Consider the following 18,584-nt stretch of genomic DNA (forward strand, 5'->3'; position numbering starts at 1 on the left):
CGGAGACGCGCTTCGTTGTCGAAAACGCCGGTTCGCCTAGGTTTCGATCGGCTCCTTGGAAGTTGCATGAGGCAGGCGCGCCGCGCGCGGTGCGCACGGAATGTGGACTTCACGCGACGCAAATAAAAAAGCCGCCGTCCCGGAGAAGGGAAACAGCGGCTCGACCTTGATTCGCGGGCGCCCGACGCTGGCCGTCTCCACATAGCCCGGGTCCATGCCGACCGCGCTGAAAGGCACGTGGTGGCTGGCGCTACGGCAGGAGGAATGGGGTGGACAGGCGCTCATTGCGGACCAATATAACGTGCCTCAAAGCGCTTGTACAGCGTCCACAATTGCTTCCACGTGCCCCGGCACTTTGACGCCGCGAAACTCGCGTCGCAGTACGCCGTCGGCGTCGACGAGGAACGTCGAGCGCTCGATGCCGCGCACTTCCTTGCCGTACATTTTCTTCATTTTGATGACGCCGAAGAGGTTGCAGATGGCTTCGTCGGTGTCGGAAACGAGCGCGTAGGGCAGTTCGAGCTTCGCCTTGAAGTTCTCGTGCGACTTCAGGCTGTCGCGCGAGATGCCCACCACTTCGGCGCCCGCGGCCTGGAACTGCGCATACAGGTCGCGGAACTGGAGACTTTCCGTCGTGCAGCCCGGCGTGTTGTCTTTCGGATAGAAAAAGAGGACGACCTTTTTGCCCCGCAGGCTGGCGAACGAGAACTCGCCGGACGTCGAAGGCGCGGTGAAATCGGGGACGGGCTGGTCGACTGCGATCGGCACGTAATTTTCTCCTGTTGTTGTTTGGATTCGGCATGTCCTGCCGGGCGCCGGGGCAGTGGGCTCTGCGCGGACGCGCGGCGGACGGCGGCGGGCGTCGTGGCCGGCCGGCGCGGGCCAGGCGCAGCAGACCGGAAGGATATCAGCCCGGCTGGACGATCAGTTCGCCCGCGCGGCCCGGGATCTCGCCCCACGTCACAGGGTACGTGGGCAGCGCCGACCGGTCCAGCGTCGCATGATAGTCGCCCATCGTGGCGAAGCCGTGTCCCTGCGCACGCCAGCCGGCGAGCAGTTGCTCGAAGACGGGCGCGAGCTTCTGCCCCTCGAGTTCGGCGTGCAGCGTGAAGACCTGATCGTGCGGATTGTTCGCGGTGTGACGCAGCAGATGCCCCGCGACGTTGTTCACGTCGATGCCGTCCACGCCCAGCACCTCGTCGAGCGTCGGCAGCGTGGTCGGCATCTGGACGTGCCCGAGCGTGCGGCCGTCGAGCACGGGAATGTATGGCGTGTGGCCGCGCCCGTCGGATGCATAGCGCATGCCCCACGCATCGATCTGCTCGAACGCGTAGCCGTTCATCTGCCAGCCGGCCGCGCCGTGCGTAACGGGCGGCGCGCCGAAGATCTCGATGAAGCGCGCATGGCTCTGCTGCATCTGCGCGACGGTCCAGGCGCGGTCGCGCTCGCGCACGTTGTCCTGCCAGTAGACGTGGTCCCACGTGTGGATGCCGCACTCGAAGCCGGCTTCGTGAATGGCACGCATCTCCGACACCGCACGCGTGCCGATGTCCGGCCCCGGCAGCAGCACGCCGTACATGAGCGTCTTGACGCCGTAATGCTCGACGACCGACGTGCGCGACACCTTCTTCAGAAAGCCCGGCCGGAACACGCGCCGCAACGCCCAGCCGGTGTGATCCGGCCCGAGGCTGAAGAGAAAGGTGGCGCGGGCGTTGAACCTGTCGAGCAGGCGCGCGAGATTGGGGACGCCTTCACGCGTGCCGCGCAGCGTATCGACGTCGATCTTCAGGACGATGCGGGCCACGCGCTACCCTTCAAGACTGCTCGACGAGCTTGCGGGCGTCGCCCACGTGGCTGCGGTACGCTTCGAAAATCTTGCGCAGCGCGTCGTCCATCGTGGCGAGCGGCTTCCAGCCGAGATCCTGCATGGTGTTGTCGATCTTCGGCACGCGGTTCTGCACGTCCTGATAGCCCGCGCCGTAATACGCGCCCGACGACGTCTCGACGAGCTGGACGTCCTTCGCGCTTTGCGCGTACTCGGGGATCTCGTTCGCGAGCTTGAGCATCTTGTGCGCAAGTTCGCGAACGGAGAAGTTGTTCGCCGGATTGCCGATGTTGTAGATCTTGCCGGTCGCGACGCCGTCCTTGTTCTCGATGATCTTCATCAGAGCGCCGATGCCGTCGTCGATATCGGTGAACGCGCGCTTTTGCGCGCCGCCATCGACGAGGCTGATGTTCTCGCCGCGCACGATATGGCCGAGGAACTGCGTGACGACGCGTGAGCTGCCTTCCTTCGCCGTGTAGATCGAGTCGAGGCCCGGGCCGATCCAGTTGAACGGGCGAAAGAGCGTGAAGTTGAGCCCCTCCATGCCGTAGCCCCAGATCACGCGGTCCATCAGCTGCTTCGAGCACGCGTAGATCCAGCGCGGCTTGTTGATCGGGCCGTAGGAGAGCAGCGACTCTTCCGGGTCGAACTGCTCGTCGCTGCACATGCCGTACACCTCGGACGTCGACGGAAACACCAGGTGCTTGCCGTACTTCACGGCCGAGCGCACGATCGGCAGGTTCGCCTCGAAGTCGAGCTCGAACACGCGCAGTGGCTGCTTCACGTACGTGGCGGGCGTCGCGATCGCAACGAGCGGGAGGATCACGTCGCACTTCTTCACGTGATACTCGACCCACTCCTTGTTGATCGTGATGTCGCCTTCGAAGAAGTGCATGCGCTCATGATTCGCGAGGTCGCCGAGGCGGTCGGTTTGCATGTCCATCCCGAAGACTTCCCAGTCGGTCGTTTCGAGGATGCGCTTGGACAGGTGATGGCCGATGAAGCCGTTGACACCCAGAATCAGGACTTTTTTCATGAATGACGAGAGGTTTGAGTGATTCGGCCAAATTCGGCGGGGCTGACGACGCGTTCGCCGCCGGCTGGGTCCGCGCTGCCGTCCGCGGCCCGGTGCCGCAATTCGCGGATGGCGATGACGCGGCGGTCGCCGCAGACGCCAAACAGCGCATTATCCGCCACGGTCAGGCCCGCGGGCAAATTCGAGACAGTGCGCACGAACTCGGCGGGAATGGCCCGCGTACCGGATTCGGGCACGAGCCGGGCCTGCGCGACGATGAAGCGTTCGCCGCCGATATCGGTAAACGCACCGGGATAGGGTGGCGCGACGGCGCGAATCAGGTTGTACACCTGCTGGGCGGGCCGCGACCAGTCGATGCGCCCGTCCTCCGGCTTGCGCCCGCCGAAGTAGCTGCCGGCGGCGAGGTCGTTTGGCAGATGCGGCGCCTCGCCCGCGATCAGCGCGGGCAGCACGCGCCAGAGCGTCTGCTCGGCGGCGACGGTGGTCTTCTCGAAGACTTCCGCGGCGGTATCGTCGGGGAGGATCGGCACCGGCGTCTGCGCGAGGATGGCGCCGGCGTCGGGCTTGGCCGCCATTTCGTGCAGCGTCGCGCCCGTCTCCGTTTCGCCGTGCAGCACGGCCCAGTTGGTCGGCACGCGGCCGCGATACTTCGGCAGCAGCGAGCCGTGCATGTTGTACGCGCCGCGTTTCGCGAGCGCGAGCAAATCGACCGGCAGCATGTGCCGGTAGTAAAAGGAGAAGATGAAATCCGGCGCTATGCGGTTCACCGCGTCGAAGAGTTCGGGCGCCTTCGGATCGGCGGGCGTGACGACGTCGATGTCGTGCTCGGCCGCGACCGACGCCACGCTGCCGAACCAGATGTTCTCGCTTGCGCTGTCCTCGTGGGTGACGACGAGCGCGACGTCCACGCCGCGCGCGAGCAGCACCTGCAGGCAGCGCACGCCGACGTTGTGATACGCGAAGACGACGGCGCGCGGTTTCATCGTCCGTGTTCCTCGCGCGTCACGGCGACGACCGGCTGCACGGCTTCCTGGCGCGGCTTGTTGAGGGTCGCGTGGCCGTCGCGCTCTTCGAGGATGGTCTGCACGAGGTAGCGCGGGCGTGCGCGCACCTGCTGATAGATCCGTCCGATGTATTCGCCGAGCAGGCCGAGCGCGAAGATGATCACGCCGAGCATGAAGAACGTGATGGCGAAGAGGGTGAACACGCCTTCGACTTCCGCGCCGAACATGAAGCGGCGGACCAGCAGCAGCAGGAAGAGGCCCGCCGAGCCGACCGACAGGATCACGCCGATGAACGACAGCCACTGCAGCGGCACGACCGAAAAGCCCGTCACGAGATCGAAGTTCAGGCGAATCAGGCTGTAGAGCGAGTACTTCGATTCGCCGGCGAAGCGCTCCTCGTGCGCGACGTCGACTTCGATCGGGTTCTGCGAGAACGTGTACGCGAGCGCCGGAATGAAGGTGTTGATCTCGCCGCAGCGATTGATCGTATCGATGATATGGCGGCTGTACGCACGCAGCATGCAGCCCTGGTCAGTCATCTTGATCTTCGTGATGCGCTCGCGCAGGCGGTTCATCATGCGCGACGCCTTCTTGCGCCACAGGCTGTCCTGGCGCTGCTGCCGGATGGTGCCGACGTAGTCGAAGCCCTCGCGCATTTTCGCGACGAGCTTGCCGATTTCCTCGGGCGGGTTCTGCAGGTCGGCGTCGAGCGTGACGACGATCTCGCCGCGCGACTGCTCGAAGCCCGCGAGAATCGCCATGTGCTGGCCGTAGTTGCCGTTGAGCAGGATCACGCGGGTCGTGTCGGGACGCACGTGGAACTGCTGCGCGAGGAGCGCGGCCGACTTGTCGCGGCTGCCGTCGTTGATGAAGATCACTTCATACGGCGTGGCGAGCGCATCGAGGGCCGGGTACAGGCGCTCGAAGAGCGCGGCAAGCCCCGCCTCCTCGTTGTACACCGGGATGATGACCGATACTTCCGGCCCCGCCGGCGGAAAATCCGAATGACTCATGTTGCGCTTCGTTCCCTTGGGGTTTGGGTTCCCGAGTTATGTTTAGTATTGTCCATGTTGTTCGCATATCTCGTCGACCGCGCGCACGACCCGTGCGACGTCGTCGTGGCTCATCAGCGTGAAGAGCGGCAGCGTGACGGTGGACGCCCCGTACTTCTCCGCATGCGGGAACATGCCTTCGGCAAAGCCGCGCGCCCGGTACAGCGTGAAAAGATGCAGCGCGGGATAGTGCACGCCGGTACCGATGCCGCGCTCCTTCAGCTGCGCCATGAATTCGGCGCGCGTGACGCCAAGCCGCTCGAGCGGCAGCGCGATCTGGAACATGTGCCAGTTGCTGTCGGTGAAATTGCGCACCGGCAACTGCACGCCCTGTTTCACCGCGGCGCCGTTCGCGAAGCCCTCGAAGTAGGCGCGCGCAAGCTGCCGGCGCTTCTCCGTGAACCGTTCCACCTGCCGCAGCTGCCCGAGGCCCACGCGCGCCGCGACATCGGTCAGGTTGTACTTTCCGCCTAGCAAGTCGCAATCCATCCCGTCCAAGCCCGTGCGCGTGATGCCCTGCAGCCGGTATTTCTGCGCGATCACCGCTTCTTCCTCGTTGTTCAGCACGAGCGCGCCGCCCTCGGTCGTCGTCACGTTCTTGTTCGCGTGAAAGCTGAACGAGACGATGTCGCCGAACGAGCCGATGCGCTTGCCGCGCCACGTCGAGCCGAACGCCTGCGCGGCGTCCTCGATCACGCGCAGCTGGTGGGCGCGCGCGATGTCGTAGAGCCGGTCCATGTCGAGCGGCAGCCCCGACAGATACACCGGCATGAGCGCCTTCGTGCGCGGCGTGATGGCCTTTTCCAGCTGGTCGAGGTCCATGTTGCGCGTGGCGGGATCGATGTCGACGAAAACCGGCGTCGCGCCCACTTCCAGAATCACGTTGCTGGTGGAGACCCAGGTCATCGGCGTGGTGATGACCTCATCGCCCGCGCCGACGCCCGCGATCCGCAGCCCGATTTCCATCGTCGCCGTGCCGGAGTTGAACGAGCGCACCGGCCGGCCGCCAAAATACGCCGACAACTCGGCTTCGAACTGCTGGTTCTGCGGGCCGGTCGTGATCCAGCCGGAACGCAGCACGTCGACGACGCCCTGAATCGTCTCTTCGTCGATCTCCGGGCGCGTGAAAGGCAGGAAAGGCAGCGATGTCTGAGTCATGGACTGTCTGCTTAAAAATGATGTTTAGCCGCGTGCGAGGACGGCGACCCCGATGAGGATGATGCCGATGCCGATGAGCCGCTGCATCGACAGCACTTCGCCGAACAAATACCACGCGGCGAAGGCATTGACGACGTAGCCGAGCGAGAGCATCGGATAGGCGATCGACACGTCCACGCGCGACAGGCCGATGATCCACACCGCCACGCTGACCACATAGCACGCGAGGCCGCCGATGATGGGCCACTGCGTCGCGATCTTGAGTCCGACCGGCAGGACGTTCGCGCGGGTGAATTCGAAGTGCCCGACCGCGTTGACGCCTGCTTTGAGCAGCAATTGCGCGCCGGCGTTCAACAATACGCCGATGAGGATGCAAAGGAAGGATATCGGGTTCATCAGGCTCGCTTCAGGGATTCCGTGTGGGTGGCGAACGCCAGGTTGCGAATGCGGGGTTGCATTTTACTGAACGATCGTACCGATTGTTTCAGGGTTGCGGCTTTTCGACGATCACGCGCCGGGCGTCGCGGGCGATCACCTGCATCGGCACGTGGCGCGCGGCCAGCTCGTCGTAGCGCCCGGGCGGCATCAGCGCGAGCGCGTAGCGATCGGCGTCCCAGCGTTTCACCCATTCGTCGATGGTCGGCACCCACTTCTGCGGCTCCGTCTGAACGCCGAAGCGCAGCTCGTCGGCCTCCTGCACCATGATCATCGTGTGGCCGATGTAGAACGGGACCGTGTGGTCGAGCTTGGCGATCGAGTAGAACGGCGTGTCGGGCGGCACTTTCGCGAGCGCGGCCTTCACGGCCGGCGCGAGCTTCACGCCCGAGCTTTCGCGGCCGAACACGTCGTGGCCGGTGCCCGCGATCGTCCCGAGCAGGAGCCACGCCGTGCCGAGCGCCACCGCGGCGGCGATCGTGCTGCGACGGTTGAGCCAGATGGCGACGAGCGTCACGACGAACGCGACCGCGATCGCCGCGTACACCCAGACCTGGAACTCGCGATACAGCACGTTCGGCGTATTGTCGCTGCCCGCGCGGCCGATGAAGATGGCGCCGAACGCCGCCGCGATCAGGAACACCGCGTAGCCGACGAGATGCCGGTGCCATTGCACGCGCGTGAGGAGCGGCAGGTAGATGCCGAGCACGAGCGCGATGGCGGGCGCAATCGGCAGCGTGTAGGAGAGCAGCTTCGAGTGCGATGCGCTGAAGAACACGAAAATCAGCACCGACCAGACGCACAGCAGCAGCACCGGCGCGAACCCGTTCGGCTGGCGCGGCGCTTTCAGGCCGTGGCGCACGCTCTGGAACGCAATCGACAGCCATGGCAGAAACCCGACGATCACCACCGGCACGAAGTAGTAGAACGGGCCGGGGCGGTTCTGTTCGGGCGTCAGATAGCGCTTGAACTGCTGGACGATGAAGAAGAAGTCGAAGAATTCCGGATTCTTGATCTGCACCAGAATGAACCACGGCAGCGCGATGATCAGAAACACGATCAGGCCGCTGCCGATATAGAGGCGCTTCCAGAGCGCCCAGTCCCGGGCGACGAGTGAATAGAGCACGAGCACGCCGCCCGGCAGGATGATGCCGACGAGCCCCTTCGACAGCAGCGCCGCCGCCATCGCGGCCCAGCAGACCCACATCCAGAGCCGGACTTCGCGCGTCGGCAGGTTGGGGCGCTGCGCGAGGAGCAGCGCGCAAAGCGTCAGCTCCATCCAGAACGACAGGCCCATGTCGAGCGCGTTGAAGTGCGCCATCAGGTTCCAGTACGGCGCGGTCGCGAGCACGACGGCGGCGCAGAAGCCCGTCGCCGCGTTGAACACCCGCGCGCCCGTGTAGCCGATGAGGAGCACGCCCGCGAAGCCGGTGAGCGCCGTGTAGAGCCGCGCCTGCCATTCGCCGATGCCGAACCACGCGAACGTGAGCGCGTTCGCCCAGGTCTGCAGCGGCGGCTTTTCGAAGTATTTGTAGCCGTTGTAGCGCGGGGTGATCCAGTCGCCGGTGACGAACATTTCGCGCGCCATTTCGGCGTAGCGGCCTTCGTCGCTCGGCAGCAGGTGGCGCCAGCCGAGCGGCACGAACCAGATCAGCGCGAGCGCGACAATCAAAAGGAGCAGCGAGAGGCGGGTGAGCGGTAGCCGCGAAGGCGTATCGTTCATGAGATTCGACCTGTCCGATGCCGCACGTGCGGCGCTAAGAATGCAAAAAAGGCTCGAGTATCGCGCGACAACACTTAAACGACGCTTAGCGTGCGCGGGCCGGGCCGCCGCGCGCCGCACGCTGGCGGGGCCGGTGCGCATCGAATGGTTTTCGAAAGGCGTGACGACGAGATACCGTAAGCTTTGTACCGGGGCTGCCGCGCAGGTTCACTGAAATCCTGCATGGGGCAACAGGCCGTGTGCCCCGGCGGACGCGTGAGCGGAATCGGACGGCATCCCGGACGACGGGCGCGAGTTTACCGCACTGCGAAGCCGTTTTTGCCAATTTGTGATGTTGCCGCGCTGCGGACGGCCGCGTGCTCAGGCTTCGATCAGGAGCGCCGCGGCGACGCGCCGGCCTTCGGACATCAGAATGTTGTAGGTGCGGCAGGCCGCGCCGAAGTCCATCGTCTCGACACCGATCCGGTGCTTCGCGAGCTGGGCAGTGAGGCGCGGATGCGGAAAGCGAAGCCGCGAGCCGCTGCCGAAAATGACCACTTCGGGCGCGGCCGCGAGAAGCGTCTCGAAATGCTCGGGAAGGAGCGCCTCGAACGACGACACCGGCCAGGCGAGCACCGGTGTCTGCGGCATGATGATGACGCTGCCTTCGTGGCGTTCCAGATTGATCGCGACGTAGCCGTCGCCGTAGCTCGTGATCGTGTTCAGCGCGCCGCTGGATTCCTGGTGCAGTTTCAAATCGATGTTCCGACTAGCGAGGGTGATGGCGGGAGACGAAAGGCGCTTCCGCACGACGCGCACGCCGGCCGCGGAAAGCCGGAACAGGCGCCGCGCCTTCCCGCGCCTTCGATTGGTGCATTGCGGAAGTCAGCCATAATCCGCTAAATTATAACTTTTTAGCCGCCGGGCCTGCTCGTGCGGCGTCCATTGCACTCGCGCGCCGCCACAAGCCGCCTTCGAGTTGCGATCCAACCCGGCGATTTGGCCCGGCGATTGACCCCGGTGACTCACGCCGGCAACCCGCCGGTCCCGGGCAGGATCCCGCCTCCATCCGTCGCGGCCCTGCCGGATTGCCTTGCCGGTCTCGCTGTCGGCTTCGTTGTTTGGCCTCGTGCCTGGCCTGTTTGCCCGTTGACGTCCGCGCCCGCCTTGACCTTCGCGCGCGAATCGCAGCCAGGCCATGCAGAGCGCGTTCAGCCGCCGGTTGACTGCGCCAGCCTCGCAAGTGAGCGGGTCACGCGGGCGCCTCGCGGCGTATTGTCGAAGTTTTGCAATGTTTTCCAGGATGTTCCGCGTTTTTCCGATCAGCCAGCGTTCATACCGCAGACCGCCTTTTCAGCCAGCTTGATTACCCAGAGCCGCCAGCCGTGAAACCGATTCTCAAATCCAACAAGTTGCAAAACGTCTGCTACGACATCCGCGGGCCCGTGCTGGAACACGCGAAGCGCCTCGAAGAAGAAGGGCACAGGATCATCAAGCTCAACATCGGCAATCTGGCGGCGTTCGGCTTCGATGCGCCGGACGAAATCATCCAGGACATGATCCGCAACCTGCCGACGTCGTCGGGCTACTCGGACTCGAAGGGCGTGTTCGCCGCGCGCAAGGCGATCATGCATTACACGCAGCAAAAGGGCGTGACGGGCGTCGAGCTGGACGACATCTTCATCGGCAACGGCGCGTCGGAACTGATCGTGATGGCGATGCAGGGGCTGCTCAACGACGGCGACGAAGTCCTGCTGCCCGCGCCCGACTACCCGCTCTGGACGGCGGCCGTGAGCCTTTCGTCGGGCACGCCGCGCCACTACATCTGCGACGAGGGCGCCGGCTGGATGCCCGATCTCGACGATATCCGCGCGAAAATCACGCCGAACACGCGGGCGATCGTCGTCATCAACCCGAACAACCCGACGGGCGCGCTCTACTCGGACGACCTGCTGCTCGAACTGGTCGAGATCGCGCGCCAGCACGGGCTCATCATTTTCGCCGACGAGGTCTACGACAAGATCGTCTACGACGGCCAGAAGCACACCTCGATGGCGGCGCTTTCCGAGGACGTGCTGACCGTGACGTTCAACAGTCTCTCGAAGAGCTACCGGTCGTGCGGCTACCGCGCGGGCTGGATGTTCATTTCGGGCCTGATCGAAGAGAACCGGCGCCGCGCGAACGACTACATCGAGGGCCTCGGCATCCTCGCCTCGATGCGCCTGTGCGCGAACGTGCCGGGGCAGTACGCGATCCAGACGGCGCTCGGCGGCTACCAGAGCATCCAGGACCTGATCGTCCCGGGCGGGCGCCTCTTCAAGCAGCGCGAACTCGCGTACGACATGCTGACGTCGATTCCTGGCGTATCCTGCGTGAAGCCGCAGGCGGCGCTCTACATGTTCCCGAAGCTCGATCCGAAGATGTACCCGATCGAGGACGACCAGCAGTTCATCACCGACCTGCTGCTCGAGGAACGCACGCTGCTCGTGCAGGGCACGGGCTTCAACTGGCCGACGCCGGATCACTTCCGGGTGGTGTTCCTGCCGAACGTCGACGATCTCGCCGATTCGATCAACCGCATCGAGCGCTTTCTCGGCGGCTATCGCAAACGCCACTCCGCTTAACCCCTCACTATAAGAAACACGCTGCATGGAACCGATCAAAGTTGGACTCTTGGGCTTCGGCACGGTCGGCAGCGGCACCTTTACGGTACTGCGCCGCAACCAGGAAGAAATCAAACGCCGCGCGGGCCGCGGCATCGAAATCGCGCGCGTCGCCGTGCGCACGCCGGCAAAGGCCGCGGCCGCGGCGGCGGCCGGCATCGCGGTGACCAACGACTTCAACGCCGTCGTCGACGATCCGTCCATCGACATCGTCTGCGAAATGATCGGCGGCACGGGCGTGGCGCGCGAGCTCGTGCTGCGCGCGATCGCGAACGGCAAGCACGTCGTCACCGCGAACAAGGCGCTCCTCGCCGTGCACGGCAGCGAGATCTTCGAAGCGGCGGGCGCGAAAGGCGTGATGGTCGCGTTCGAGGCGGCGGTGGCGGGCGGCATTCCGATCATCAAGGCGCTGCGCGAAGGGCTGACGGCGAACCGCATCGAATACATCGCGGGCATCATCAACGGCACGACGAACTACATCCTCTCGGAAATGCGCGACCGCGGCCTCGATTTCGCGACCGCGCTCAAGGCGGCGCAGGACCTGGGCTACGCGGAAGCCGATCCGACCTTCGACATCGAAGGCGTCGACGCCGCGCACAAGGTGACGATCATGAGCGCGATCGCGTTCGGCGTGCCGGTGCAGTTCGAGCGCGCGTACGTGGAAGGCATCAGCAAGCTCGCGGCGATCGACATCCGCTATGCCGAGGACCTCGGCTACCGCATCAAGCTGCTCGGGATCGCGCGGCGCACGGAGAAGGGCATCGAGTTGCGCACGCATCCCACGCTGATTCCGGAAAAGCGCCTGCTCGCCAACGTGGAAGGCGCGATGAACGCGGTCGTCGTGCACGGCGACGCCGTCGGCACGACGCTCTATTACGGCAAGGGCGCGGGCGCCGAGCCGACCGCCTCGGCAGTCGTCGCCGATCTCGTGGACGTCACGCGCCTGCACACGGCCGACCCGGAGCATCGCGTGCCGCACCTCGCGTTCCAGCCGGACAGCCTCTCCAGCACGCCGATCCTGCCGATCGAGGACGTGACGAGCAGCTACTACCTGCGCCTGCGCGTCGCGGACGTGACGGGCGTGCTCGCCAACATCACGCGCATTCTGGCCGACAAGCGCATCTCCATCGACGCGCTGCTGCAGAAGGAATCGGAGCAGGTCGACGGCGTGGACAAGGGCGAGACCGACATCATCCTGATCACGCACGAGACGGTCGAACGGAACGTGAACGCGGCGATTCGGGAGATCGAGGCGCTCTCGACGGTCGTCTCGCAAGTGACGAAGCTGCGCATGGAAGCGCTGAACTAGGATTCAAGCCATGAACTACATCTCGACGCGCGGCGCCGGCCTTTCCGAGCGCCACACGTTTTCCGACATCCTGCTCGGCGGGCTCGCCAGGGACGGCGGCCTTTATCTGCCCACGCAGTATCCGCGCGTACCGGCGGAAGAACTCGCGCGGTGGCGCACCCTGTCGTATGCGGACCTCGCGTTCGAAGTGCTCTCGAAATTCAGCGACGACATTCCCGCCGACGACCTGCGCTCGCTCACGCGCAAGACCTATACGGCCGACGTCTACAGCAACGTGCGCGACGAGGAAGCCGCCGCGCAGATCACGCCGCTCAAGACGCTCGGCGTCGAGAACGGCGCGGCGCTCTCGCTGCTGGAGCTCTCGAACGGGCCGACGCTCGCCTTCAAGGACATGGCGATGCAGTTGCTCGGCAACCTGTTCGAGTACGCGCTTCGCAAACACGGCGAGACGCTGAACATTCTCGGTGCGACCTCGGGCGACACCGGCAGCGCCGCCGAATACGCGATGCGCGGCAAGGCGGGCGTGCGCGTCTTCATGCTGTCGCCGCACGGGAAAATGAGCGCGTTCCAGACGGCGCAGATGTTCTCGCTGCAGGACCCGAACATCTTCAATCTCGCCGTCGAGGGCAACTTCGACAACTGCCAGGACATCGTGAAGGCGGTGTCCAACGACCACGCCTTCAAGGCCGCGCACAAGATCGGCACGGTCAATTCGATCAACTGGGCGCGCGTGGTGGCGCAGGTCGTCTACTACTTCAAGGGCTATTTCGCGGCCACGAAGAGCAACGACGAGCGCGTGTCGTTCACGGTGCCGTCGGGCAACTTCGGCAATGTCTGCGCGGGACACATCGCGCGCATGATGGGGCTGCCGGTCGAGAAGCTCGTAGTCGCGACGAACGAAAACGACGTGCTCGACGAGTTCTTCCGCACGGGCGTGTATCGCGTGCGCGGCGCCGACGAGACGTATCACACCACCAGCCCGAGCATGGACATCTCGAAGGCGTCGAATTTCGAGCGTTTCGTGTTCGACCTGCTCGGGCGCGATCCGGCGCGCGTGCTGCAACTGTTCCGCGACGTCGAGGAGAAGGGCGGCTTCGATCTCGCGGCGAGCGGCGATTTCGCGCGGGTGAAGGAATTCGGCTTCGTGTCGGGCCGCAGCAGCCATGCCGACCGCGTGGACGCGATCCGCGACGTGTTCGAGCGCTACGGCACGATGATCGACACCCACACCGCCGACGGCCTGAAAGTGGCGCGCGAGCACCTTCAGCCCGGCGTGCCGATGATCGTGCTGGAGACCGCGCAGCCGATCAAGTTCGGCGAGACGATCCGCGAAGCGCTCCTGCGCGAGCCGGAACGCCCGCCCGCGTTCGTTGGACTTGAAAAACTGCCACAAAGGTTCGATATCGTGCCTGCCGATGCGAACGTGGTGAAAGCCTATATCGCCGAGCGCACCTGAAAACGGGGGCGCATCGGCGGGACACATGGGGCGCGGCAGGCTTGCCGCGCCCCGTTTTGCTTGTGTGCTTTTCCGGGTGCCGCCGCGGCCGCGCCGCAGCCGGCCCGTTGCAACGTGAGCAACCGGCACCGAAATCGGATTAATCCGCAAAAACGCTTCAAAAACTGCTAAAATACGCGGTTTTTCGCCGTACATCATTCAAAAGGACGCGCTGTGCTGTCTACTGCCAACATCACCATGCAATTCGGGCCGAAGCCCCTCTTCGAGAACATTTCGGTCAAGTTCGGGGAAGGAAATCGCTACGGCCTGATCGGGGCGAACGGCTGCGGCAAGTCGACCTTCATGAAAATCCTCGGCGCCGACCTCGAGCCGAGCTCCGGCAACGTGATGCTCGAGCCGAACGTCCGTCTGGGCAAATTGCGCCAGGACCAGTTCGCGTACGAAGACATGCGCGTACTCGACGTCGTCATGATGGGTCACACGGAAATGTGGGCCGCGATGACCGAGCGCGACGCGATCTACGAGAACCCCGACGCCACCGACGACGACTACATGCGCGCCGCCGAACTCGAAGCGAAGTTCGCCGAATACGACGGCTACACGGCCGAAGCGCGCGCGGGCGAGCTGCTGCACGGCATCGGCATTGCGATCGCCGATCACGACGGTCCGATGAGCAACGTGGCGCCGGGCTGGAAGCTGCGCGTGCTGCTCGCGCAGGCGCTGTTCTCGAAGCCCGACGTGCTGCTGCTCGACGAGCCGACCAACAACCTCGACATCAACTCGATTCGCTGGCTCGAAGACGTGCTGAACCAGTACAACTCGACGATGATCATCATCTCGCACGACCGGCACTTCCTGAACCAGGTCTGCACGCACATGGCGGACATGGATTACGGCACGCTGAAGGTCTATCCGGGTAACTACGACGACTACATGCTCGCGAGCACGCAGGCGAAGGAACGCCAGCAGGCCGCGAACCAGAAGGCCAAGGACCGCGTCTCCGATCTGCAGGATTTCGTACGCCGCTTCTCGGCGAACAAGTCGAAGGCGCGCCAGGCCACGAGCCGCGCGAAGCAGATCGAGAAGATCAAGATCGAGGAATTCAAGCCGTCGTCGCGTCAGAACCCGTTCATCCGCTTCGACTTCGAGAAGAAGCTGTACAACATTGCGGTCGTCGCGGACAGCATCACGAAGAAATACGATCGCACCATCTTCGAGCGCTTCAATCTGAGCGTCCAGCCGGGCGAGCGCATCGCGATCATCGGCGAGAACGGCGCGGGGAAGACCACGCTGCTCAAGTCGCTCAAGGGCGCGATCGAACTCGACGGCGGCACGGTGAAGTGGGCGGAGAACGCGAACGTCGGCTACATGCCGCAGGACACGTACGAAGAGTTTCCGAAGGACGAGACGCTCACCGACTGGGTCGACCAGTTCCGTCAGGACGGCGACGACGACCAGATGGTGCGCGGCACGCTCGGACGGCTGCTCTTCAACGCCGACGACATCCGGAAGTCCGTGAAGGTCCTGTCGGGCGGTGAAAAGGGCCGCATGATCTGGGGCAAGCTGATGCTCGGCCGCCACAACGTGATGCTGATGGACGAGCCGACCAACCACATGGACATGGAATCGATCGAATCGCTGCAGATCGCGCTGGAAAAGTACGACGGCACGCTGATTTTCGTGTCGCACGACCGCGAGTTCGTGAGCGGCCTCGCGAACCGGATCATCGAAGTGCGCAACGACGGCACGTTGCGCGATTTCGGCGGCACGTACGAGGAATTCCTGACGAGCCAGGGCATTCAGTAAGTTCAGCGCCTTCCGGGGCCCGAACCAGCACCCGGAACCGTTCCAGAACGGCCCGCTTCGGCAGAAGCGGGCCGTTTTGCATTCCGGAAGCCTCGTAGAATGTCGTCATCCACCGGAGACAGGACATGAAAATCTGCGAACAGCTGTATATCGGCGGCAAATGGCACAAGCCGTCGGGCGACGGCACGATCGACGTGATCGATTCCGCGACGGAAGCCGTCATGGGCCGCATCCCGGAAGGGTGCGACGCCGACGCCGAGGCGGCCATCGAGGCCGCGCGGCTCGCTTTCGACGCCTGGGCCGCGACGCCCGCGAAAGTGCGCGGCGACTATCTCGCGAAGATCGCCGCAGCGCTGAAAGCGCGCACCGACGAGCTCGCGAGCCTCATCGCGGGCGAAGTCGGCATGCCGATCAAGCTCGCGCGCGCGATCCAGGTCGGCAGCCCCGTCTACAACTGGAACGCCTACGCGAAGCTCGCGAGCGAGTTCCAGTACGAGGAGAAGGTCGGCAACTCGCTCGTCGTGCGCGAGCCGGTCGGGGTCGTCGCGGGGATCACGCCGTGGAATTTCCCGCTGAACCAGATCACGCTGAAGGTCGCCGCCGCGCTCGCGGCCGGCTGCACGGTCGTGCTGAAGCCCTCGGAAGTCGCGCCGCTCAACGCGTTCGTGCTCGCCGAGGTGATTCACGAGGCGGGGCTGCCCGCGGGCGTGTTCAATCTCGTGAGCGGCTACGGGCCGGTCGTCGGCGAAATGCTCGCGAGCCATCCGTCGGTCGACATGGTGTCGTTCACCGGCTCGACGCGGGCGGGCAAGCGCGTGTCCGAACTGGCGTCGGCGACGGTCAAGCGCGTCGCGCTGGAGCTCGGCGGCAAGTCGGCGTCGGTCGTGCTCGACGACGCCGATTTCCCCGCGGCGATCAAGGGCACCGTCGGCGCATGCTTCCTGAACTCGGGGCAGACGTGCTCGGCGCACACGCGGCTCATCGTGCCGGAATCGCGCTACGAGGAGGCGCGCGGCCTCGCGAAGCAGGCGGCGGAGGCGTTCGTCCCGGGCGACCCGCACAGGGAGACGACGCGGCTCGGGCCGCTCGCGTCGTCGGCGCAGGAGGCGCGCGTGCAGGACTACATGCGCCGCGGCATCGACGAGGGCGCGGAACTCGTGACGGGCGGCCCCGGCCGGCCCGCCGGCCTCGAGCGCGGCTTTTACGTGAAGCCGACGGTGTTCGGCCGCGTTCATCCGAAGGCGACCCTCGCGCAGGAAGAGATTTTCGGGCCGGTGCTGTCGATCCTCACCTACAAGGACGAGGAAGAGGCGATCCGCATCGCGAACGACTCGCTCTATGGTCTGGGCGGCGCGGTCTGGTCGGGCGACGACGAGCGCGCCCTGCGCGTCGCGCGACGCATTCGCACCGGGCAGGTCGATATCAACGGCGGCGCGTGGAACATGGCCGCGCCGTTCGGCGGGTTCAAGCAGTCGGGCCACGGTCGCGAGAACGGCAAGTACGGACTGGAGGAATATCTCGAGTACAAGTCGATGCAGTTGAAAAGCTAGGGTCAGGGCGGATCGCGCGGGCGCGTCGAACGGTCGCGCGCCGGTTCGCCCGCGTGTTCGTCCGCATATCCGCTTTCGCTTGACCCGCCGCAAGCCCTCGGGCCGTTCCTTCGATCAGACTCCGAAAATCTGAATTCATCGAAGGACACACTCGCAATGACCGACCTGCCCATGCTGACCATCCGCGGCCGCACGCTGCTGCCCATCGTCCAGGGCGGAATGGGCGTCGGTGTTTCGGCGCACCGCCTTGCGGGTTCCGTCGCGCGGGAAGGCGCGCTCGGCACGATCGCGAGCATCGACCTGCGCCACCACCATCCCGACCTCGTCGAGCGCTGCAAGGCAAGCCCGGACCGCGCGACCTTCGAAGCAGCCAACCAGGAAGCGCTCGCGCGCGAAATCGCGGCGGCGAGGCGCCTGAGCGAAGGCCGCGGCATGATCGCCGTGAACGTGATGCGCGCGGTCAGTTCGTACGCGGACTCGGTGAAGACCGCCTGCGACGCGGGCGCTGACGCCATCGTCATGGGTGCCGGCCTGCCGCTCGATTTGCCCGATCTCACGGAGAGCGTCGATATCGCGCTGATCCCGATCCTCTCGGACAGCCGCGGCATCGCGCTCGTGCTGAAGAAATGGATGAAAAAGAACCGCCTGCCCGATGCGATCGTCATCGAGCATCCCGCGCATGCGGGCGGTCATCTGGGCGTCGCAAACGTCGGCGACATCGGGGACGCGCGCTTTCACTTCGCCCGTGTGATCGAGGAGACCATGCAGACGTTCGACAACCTGGGCATCGGGCGCATGCGCATTGCGCTGATCGTCGCGGGCGGGATCAACAGCCACGCGGCGTTGCGCGCGTGTCTCGCGGCGGGCGCGGCGGGCGTGCAGCTCGGCACGCCGTTTGCCGTGACCGAGGAGGGCGACGCGCACCCCGCCTTCAAGCGCATTCTGGCTGAGGCCCAGCCGGACGACATCGTCGATTTCGTCAGCGTGACCGGGCTGCCCGCGCGCGCCGTGAAAACGCCGTGGCTCGCGCGCTATCTGCGCAACGAGGAGCGGATTCGCACGAAAATCGGCGCGCGCCAGCAGGTCTGCCCGACCGGGCTCGAGTGTCTTTCCGTGTGCGGCTTGCGCGACGGCATCGAGAAGTTCGGCCATTTCTGCATCGATACGCGGCTTGCGGCGGCGCTGCGCGGCGATGTCGCGAACGGGCTGTTCTTCCGGGGCCGCGAGGCGCTGCCGTTCGGCCCGGCGATCCGAAGCGTGCGCGAACTGCTCGACCTGATGCTGACCGGCCGCGCGCCCGCGGCGGCCTGAAGAGAGACCGCCCGGCCGCGCCCGGCGGCGCACCATGGCGCCGGGTAACGCTCAGAGCCGGTCGTTCCTGAACCGCATGGCGGTTCCGTCGCGCGTGATGCGCTCCCAGATCGCGCGTTTTTCGTCGTCGGAGAGAAACACCCAGTTGGACACCTCGACCGCGGTGCGGCCGCAGCCCTTGCACACTTCGTCGAAGAGAGTGGAGCACACGCCGATGCAGGGGCTGTCGGGCAAGCCGTGAAGATTCGATGACATAGGAAACCTGTTGGCGCCTGCC

The 18,584-nt window shown here is 65.2% G+C and carries 17 protein-coding genes; 7 read left to right on the plus strand and 10 right to left on the minus strand.

The genetic code is table 11. The features are described 5' to 3' along the window. Positions 1-306 precede the first annotated feature (306 nt). The 8 genes from BG61_RS27275 to BG61_RS27310 form a co-directional block, all read right to left on the minus strand. Positions 307-768: a peroxiredoxin gene (locus BG61_RS27275; protein ID WP_035933492.1), complete on the minus strand. Its 462-nt coding sequence runs from the start codon at positions 766-768 to the stop codon at positions 307-309. A 139-nt stretch (positions 769-907) separates the two neighbouring features. Further along, a complete protein-coding gene (locus BG61_RS27280; RefSeq protein WP_035933489.1) occupies positions 908-1,804 on the minus strand; it encodes a polysaccharide deacetylase family protein in 897 nt (298 codons plus the stop codon). Positions 1,805-1,814: 10 nt separating this feature from the next. Beyond that, positions 1,815-2,861, minus strand: coding sequence for a bifunctional UDP-4-keto-pentose/UDP-xylose synthase (locus BG61_RS27285; protein WP_051672812.1), 1,047 nt, complete (start codon positions 2,859-2,861; stop codon positions 1,815-1,817). Then, positions 2,858-3,844: a formyltransferase gene (locus BG61_RS27290; RefSeq protein ID WP_035933487.1), complete on the minus strand. Its 987-nt coding sequence runs from the start codon at positions 3,842-3,844 to the stop codon at positions 2,858-2,860. The genes BG61_RS27285 and BG61_RS27290 overlap by 4 nt, the downstream gene beginning before the upstream one ends. Beyond that, positions 3,841-4,878 carry a glycosyltransferase gene (locus BG61_RS27295; RefSeq protein WP_035933484.1) on the minus strand — a complete coding sequence of 346 codons (1,038 nt, stop codon included), beginning with the start codon at positions 4,876-4,878 and terminating at the stop codon, positions 3,841-3,843. The genes BG61_RS27290 and BG61_RS27295 overlap by 4 nt, the downstream gene beginning before the upstream one ends. Positions 4,879-4,920: 42 nt before the next feature. After that, the gene (locus BG61_RS27300; protein ID WP_035933481.1) at positions 4,921-6,075 is read right to left on the minus strand and encodes a DegT/DnrJ/EryC1/StrS family aminotransferase; all 1,155 of its coding nucleotides are present in this window, start codon (positions 6,073-6,075) and stop codon (positions 4,921-4,923) included. Between the two features lie 24 nt (positions 6,076-6,099). Continuing rightward, on the minus strand, positions 6,100-6,471 hold the full coding sequence (locus BG61_RS27305) for an SMR family transporter (protein ID WP_035933477.1): 372 nt from the start codon (positions 6,469-6,471) through the stop codon (positions 6,100-6,102). 88 nt (positions 6,472-6,559) lie between these two features. Beyond that, complete coding sequence (locus tag BG61_RS27310) at positions 6,560-8,233, minus strand: glycosyltransferase family 39 protein (protein WP_035933474.1); 1,674 nt, start codon at positions 8,231-8,233, stop codon at positions 6,560-6,562. On the opposite strand from BG61_RS27310, the gene BG61_RS42175 reads away from it, so the two are divergent. Next, a complete protein-coding gene (locus tag BG61_RS42175) occupies positions 8,232-8,447 on the plus strand; it encodes a hypothetical protein (RefSeq protein WP_129572163.1) in 216 nt (71 codons plus the stop codon). The two genes, BG61_RS27310 and BG61_RS42175, sit on opposite strands and share 2 nt — an antisense overlap. A gap of 146 nt (positions 8,448-8,593) precedes the next feature. On the opposite strand, the gene BG61_RS27315 is transcribed toward BG61_RS42175, so the two are convergent. After that, complete coding sequence (locus BG61_RS27315) at positions 8,594-8,968, minus strand: Mth938-like domain-containing protein (protein ID WP_035933471.1); 375 nt, start codon at positions 8,966-8,968, stop codon at positions 8,594-8,596. Between the two features lie 629 nt (positions 8,969-9,597). On the opposite strand from BG61_RS27315, the gene BG61_RS27320 reads away from it, so the two are divergent. The 6 genes from BG61_RS27320 to BG61_RS27345 all read left to right on the plus strand — a co-directional run bounded on the left by BG61_RS27320 (position 9,598) and on the right by BG61_RS27345 (position 18,307). Next, positions 9,598-10,836, plus strand: coding sequence for a pyridoxal phosphate-dependent aminotransferase (locus tag BG61_RS27320; RefSeq protein ID WP_035933469.1), 1,239 nt, complete (start codon positions 9,598-9,600; stop codon positions 10,834-10,836). Between the two features lie 25 nt (positions 10,837-10,861). After that, positions 10,862-12,184 (plus strand): homoserine dehydrogenase, encoded by a 1,323-nt coding sequence (locus BG61_RS27325; protein ID WP_035933466.1) that lies wholly within the window; start codon positions 10,862-10,864, stop codon positions 12,182-12,184. A gap of 10 nt (positions 12,185-12,194) precedes the next feature. Continuing rightward, entirely contained in the window at positions 12,195-13,640 is a 1,446-nt protein-coding gene (gene thrC, locus BG61_RS27330) for a threonine synthase (RefSeq protein ID WP_035933465.1), read from the plus strand. Between the two features lie 213 nt (positions 13,641-13,853). Further along, on the plus strand, positions 13,854-15,446 hold the full coding sequence (locus BG61_RS27335; protein ID WP_035933463.1) for an ABC-F family ATPase: 1,593 nt from the start codon (positions 13,854-13,856) through the stop codon (positions 15,444-15,446). A gap of 125 nt (positions 15,447-15,571) precedes the next feature. Further along, complete coding sequence (locus tag BG61_RS27340; RefSeq protein ID WP_035933461.1) at positions 15,572-16,996, plus strand: aldehyde dehydrogenase family protein; 1,425 nt, start codon at positions 15,572-15,574, stop codon at positions 16,994-16,996. A 156-nt stretch (positions 16,997-17,152) separates the two neighbouring features. Then, positions 17,153-18,307 (plus strand): NAD(P)H-dependent flavin oxidoreductase, encoded by a 1,155-nt coding sequence (locus BG61_RS27345; RefSeq protein ID WP_035933459.1) that lies wholly within the window; start codon positions 17,153-17,155, stop codon positions 18,305-18,307. Positions 18,308-18,358: 51 nt separating this feature from the next. Here the strand turns inward: BG61_RS27345 and BG61_RS27350 are convergent, their stop codons facing one another. After that, positions 18,359-18,562 carry a DUF1289 domain-containing protein gene (locus BG61_RS27350; protein ID WP_035933457.1) on the minus strand — a complete coding sequence of 68 codons (204 nt, stop codon included), beginning with the start codon at positions 18,560-18,562 and terminating at the stop codon, positions 18,359-18,361. Positions 18,563-18,584 lie beyond the last annotated feature (22 nt).

Source organism: Caballeronia glathei (assembly GCF_000698595.1).
GTDB classification, from domain to species: domain Bacteria; phylum Pseudomonadota; class Gammaproteobacteria; order Burkholderiales; family Burkholderiaceae; genus Caballeronia; species Caballeronia glathei.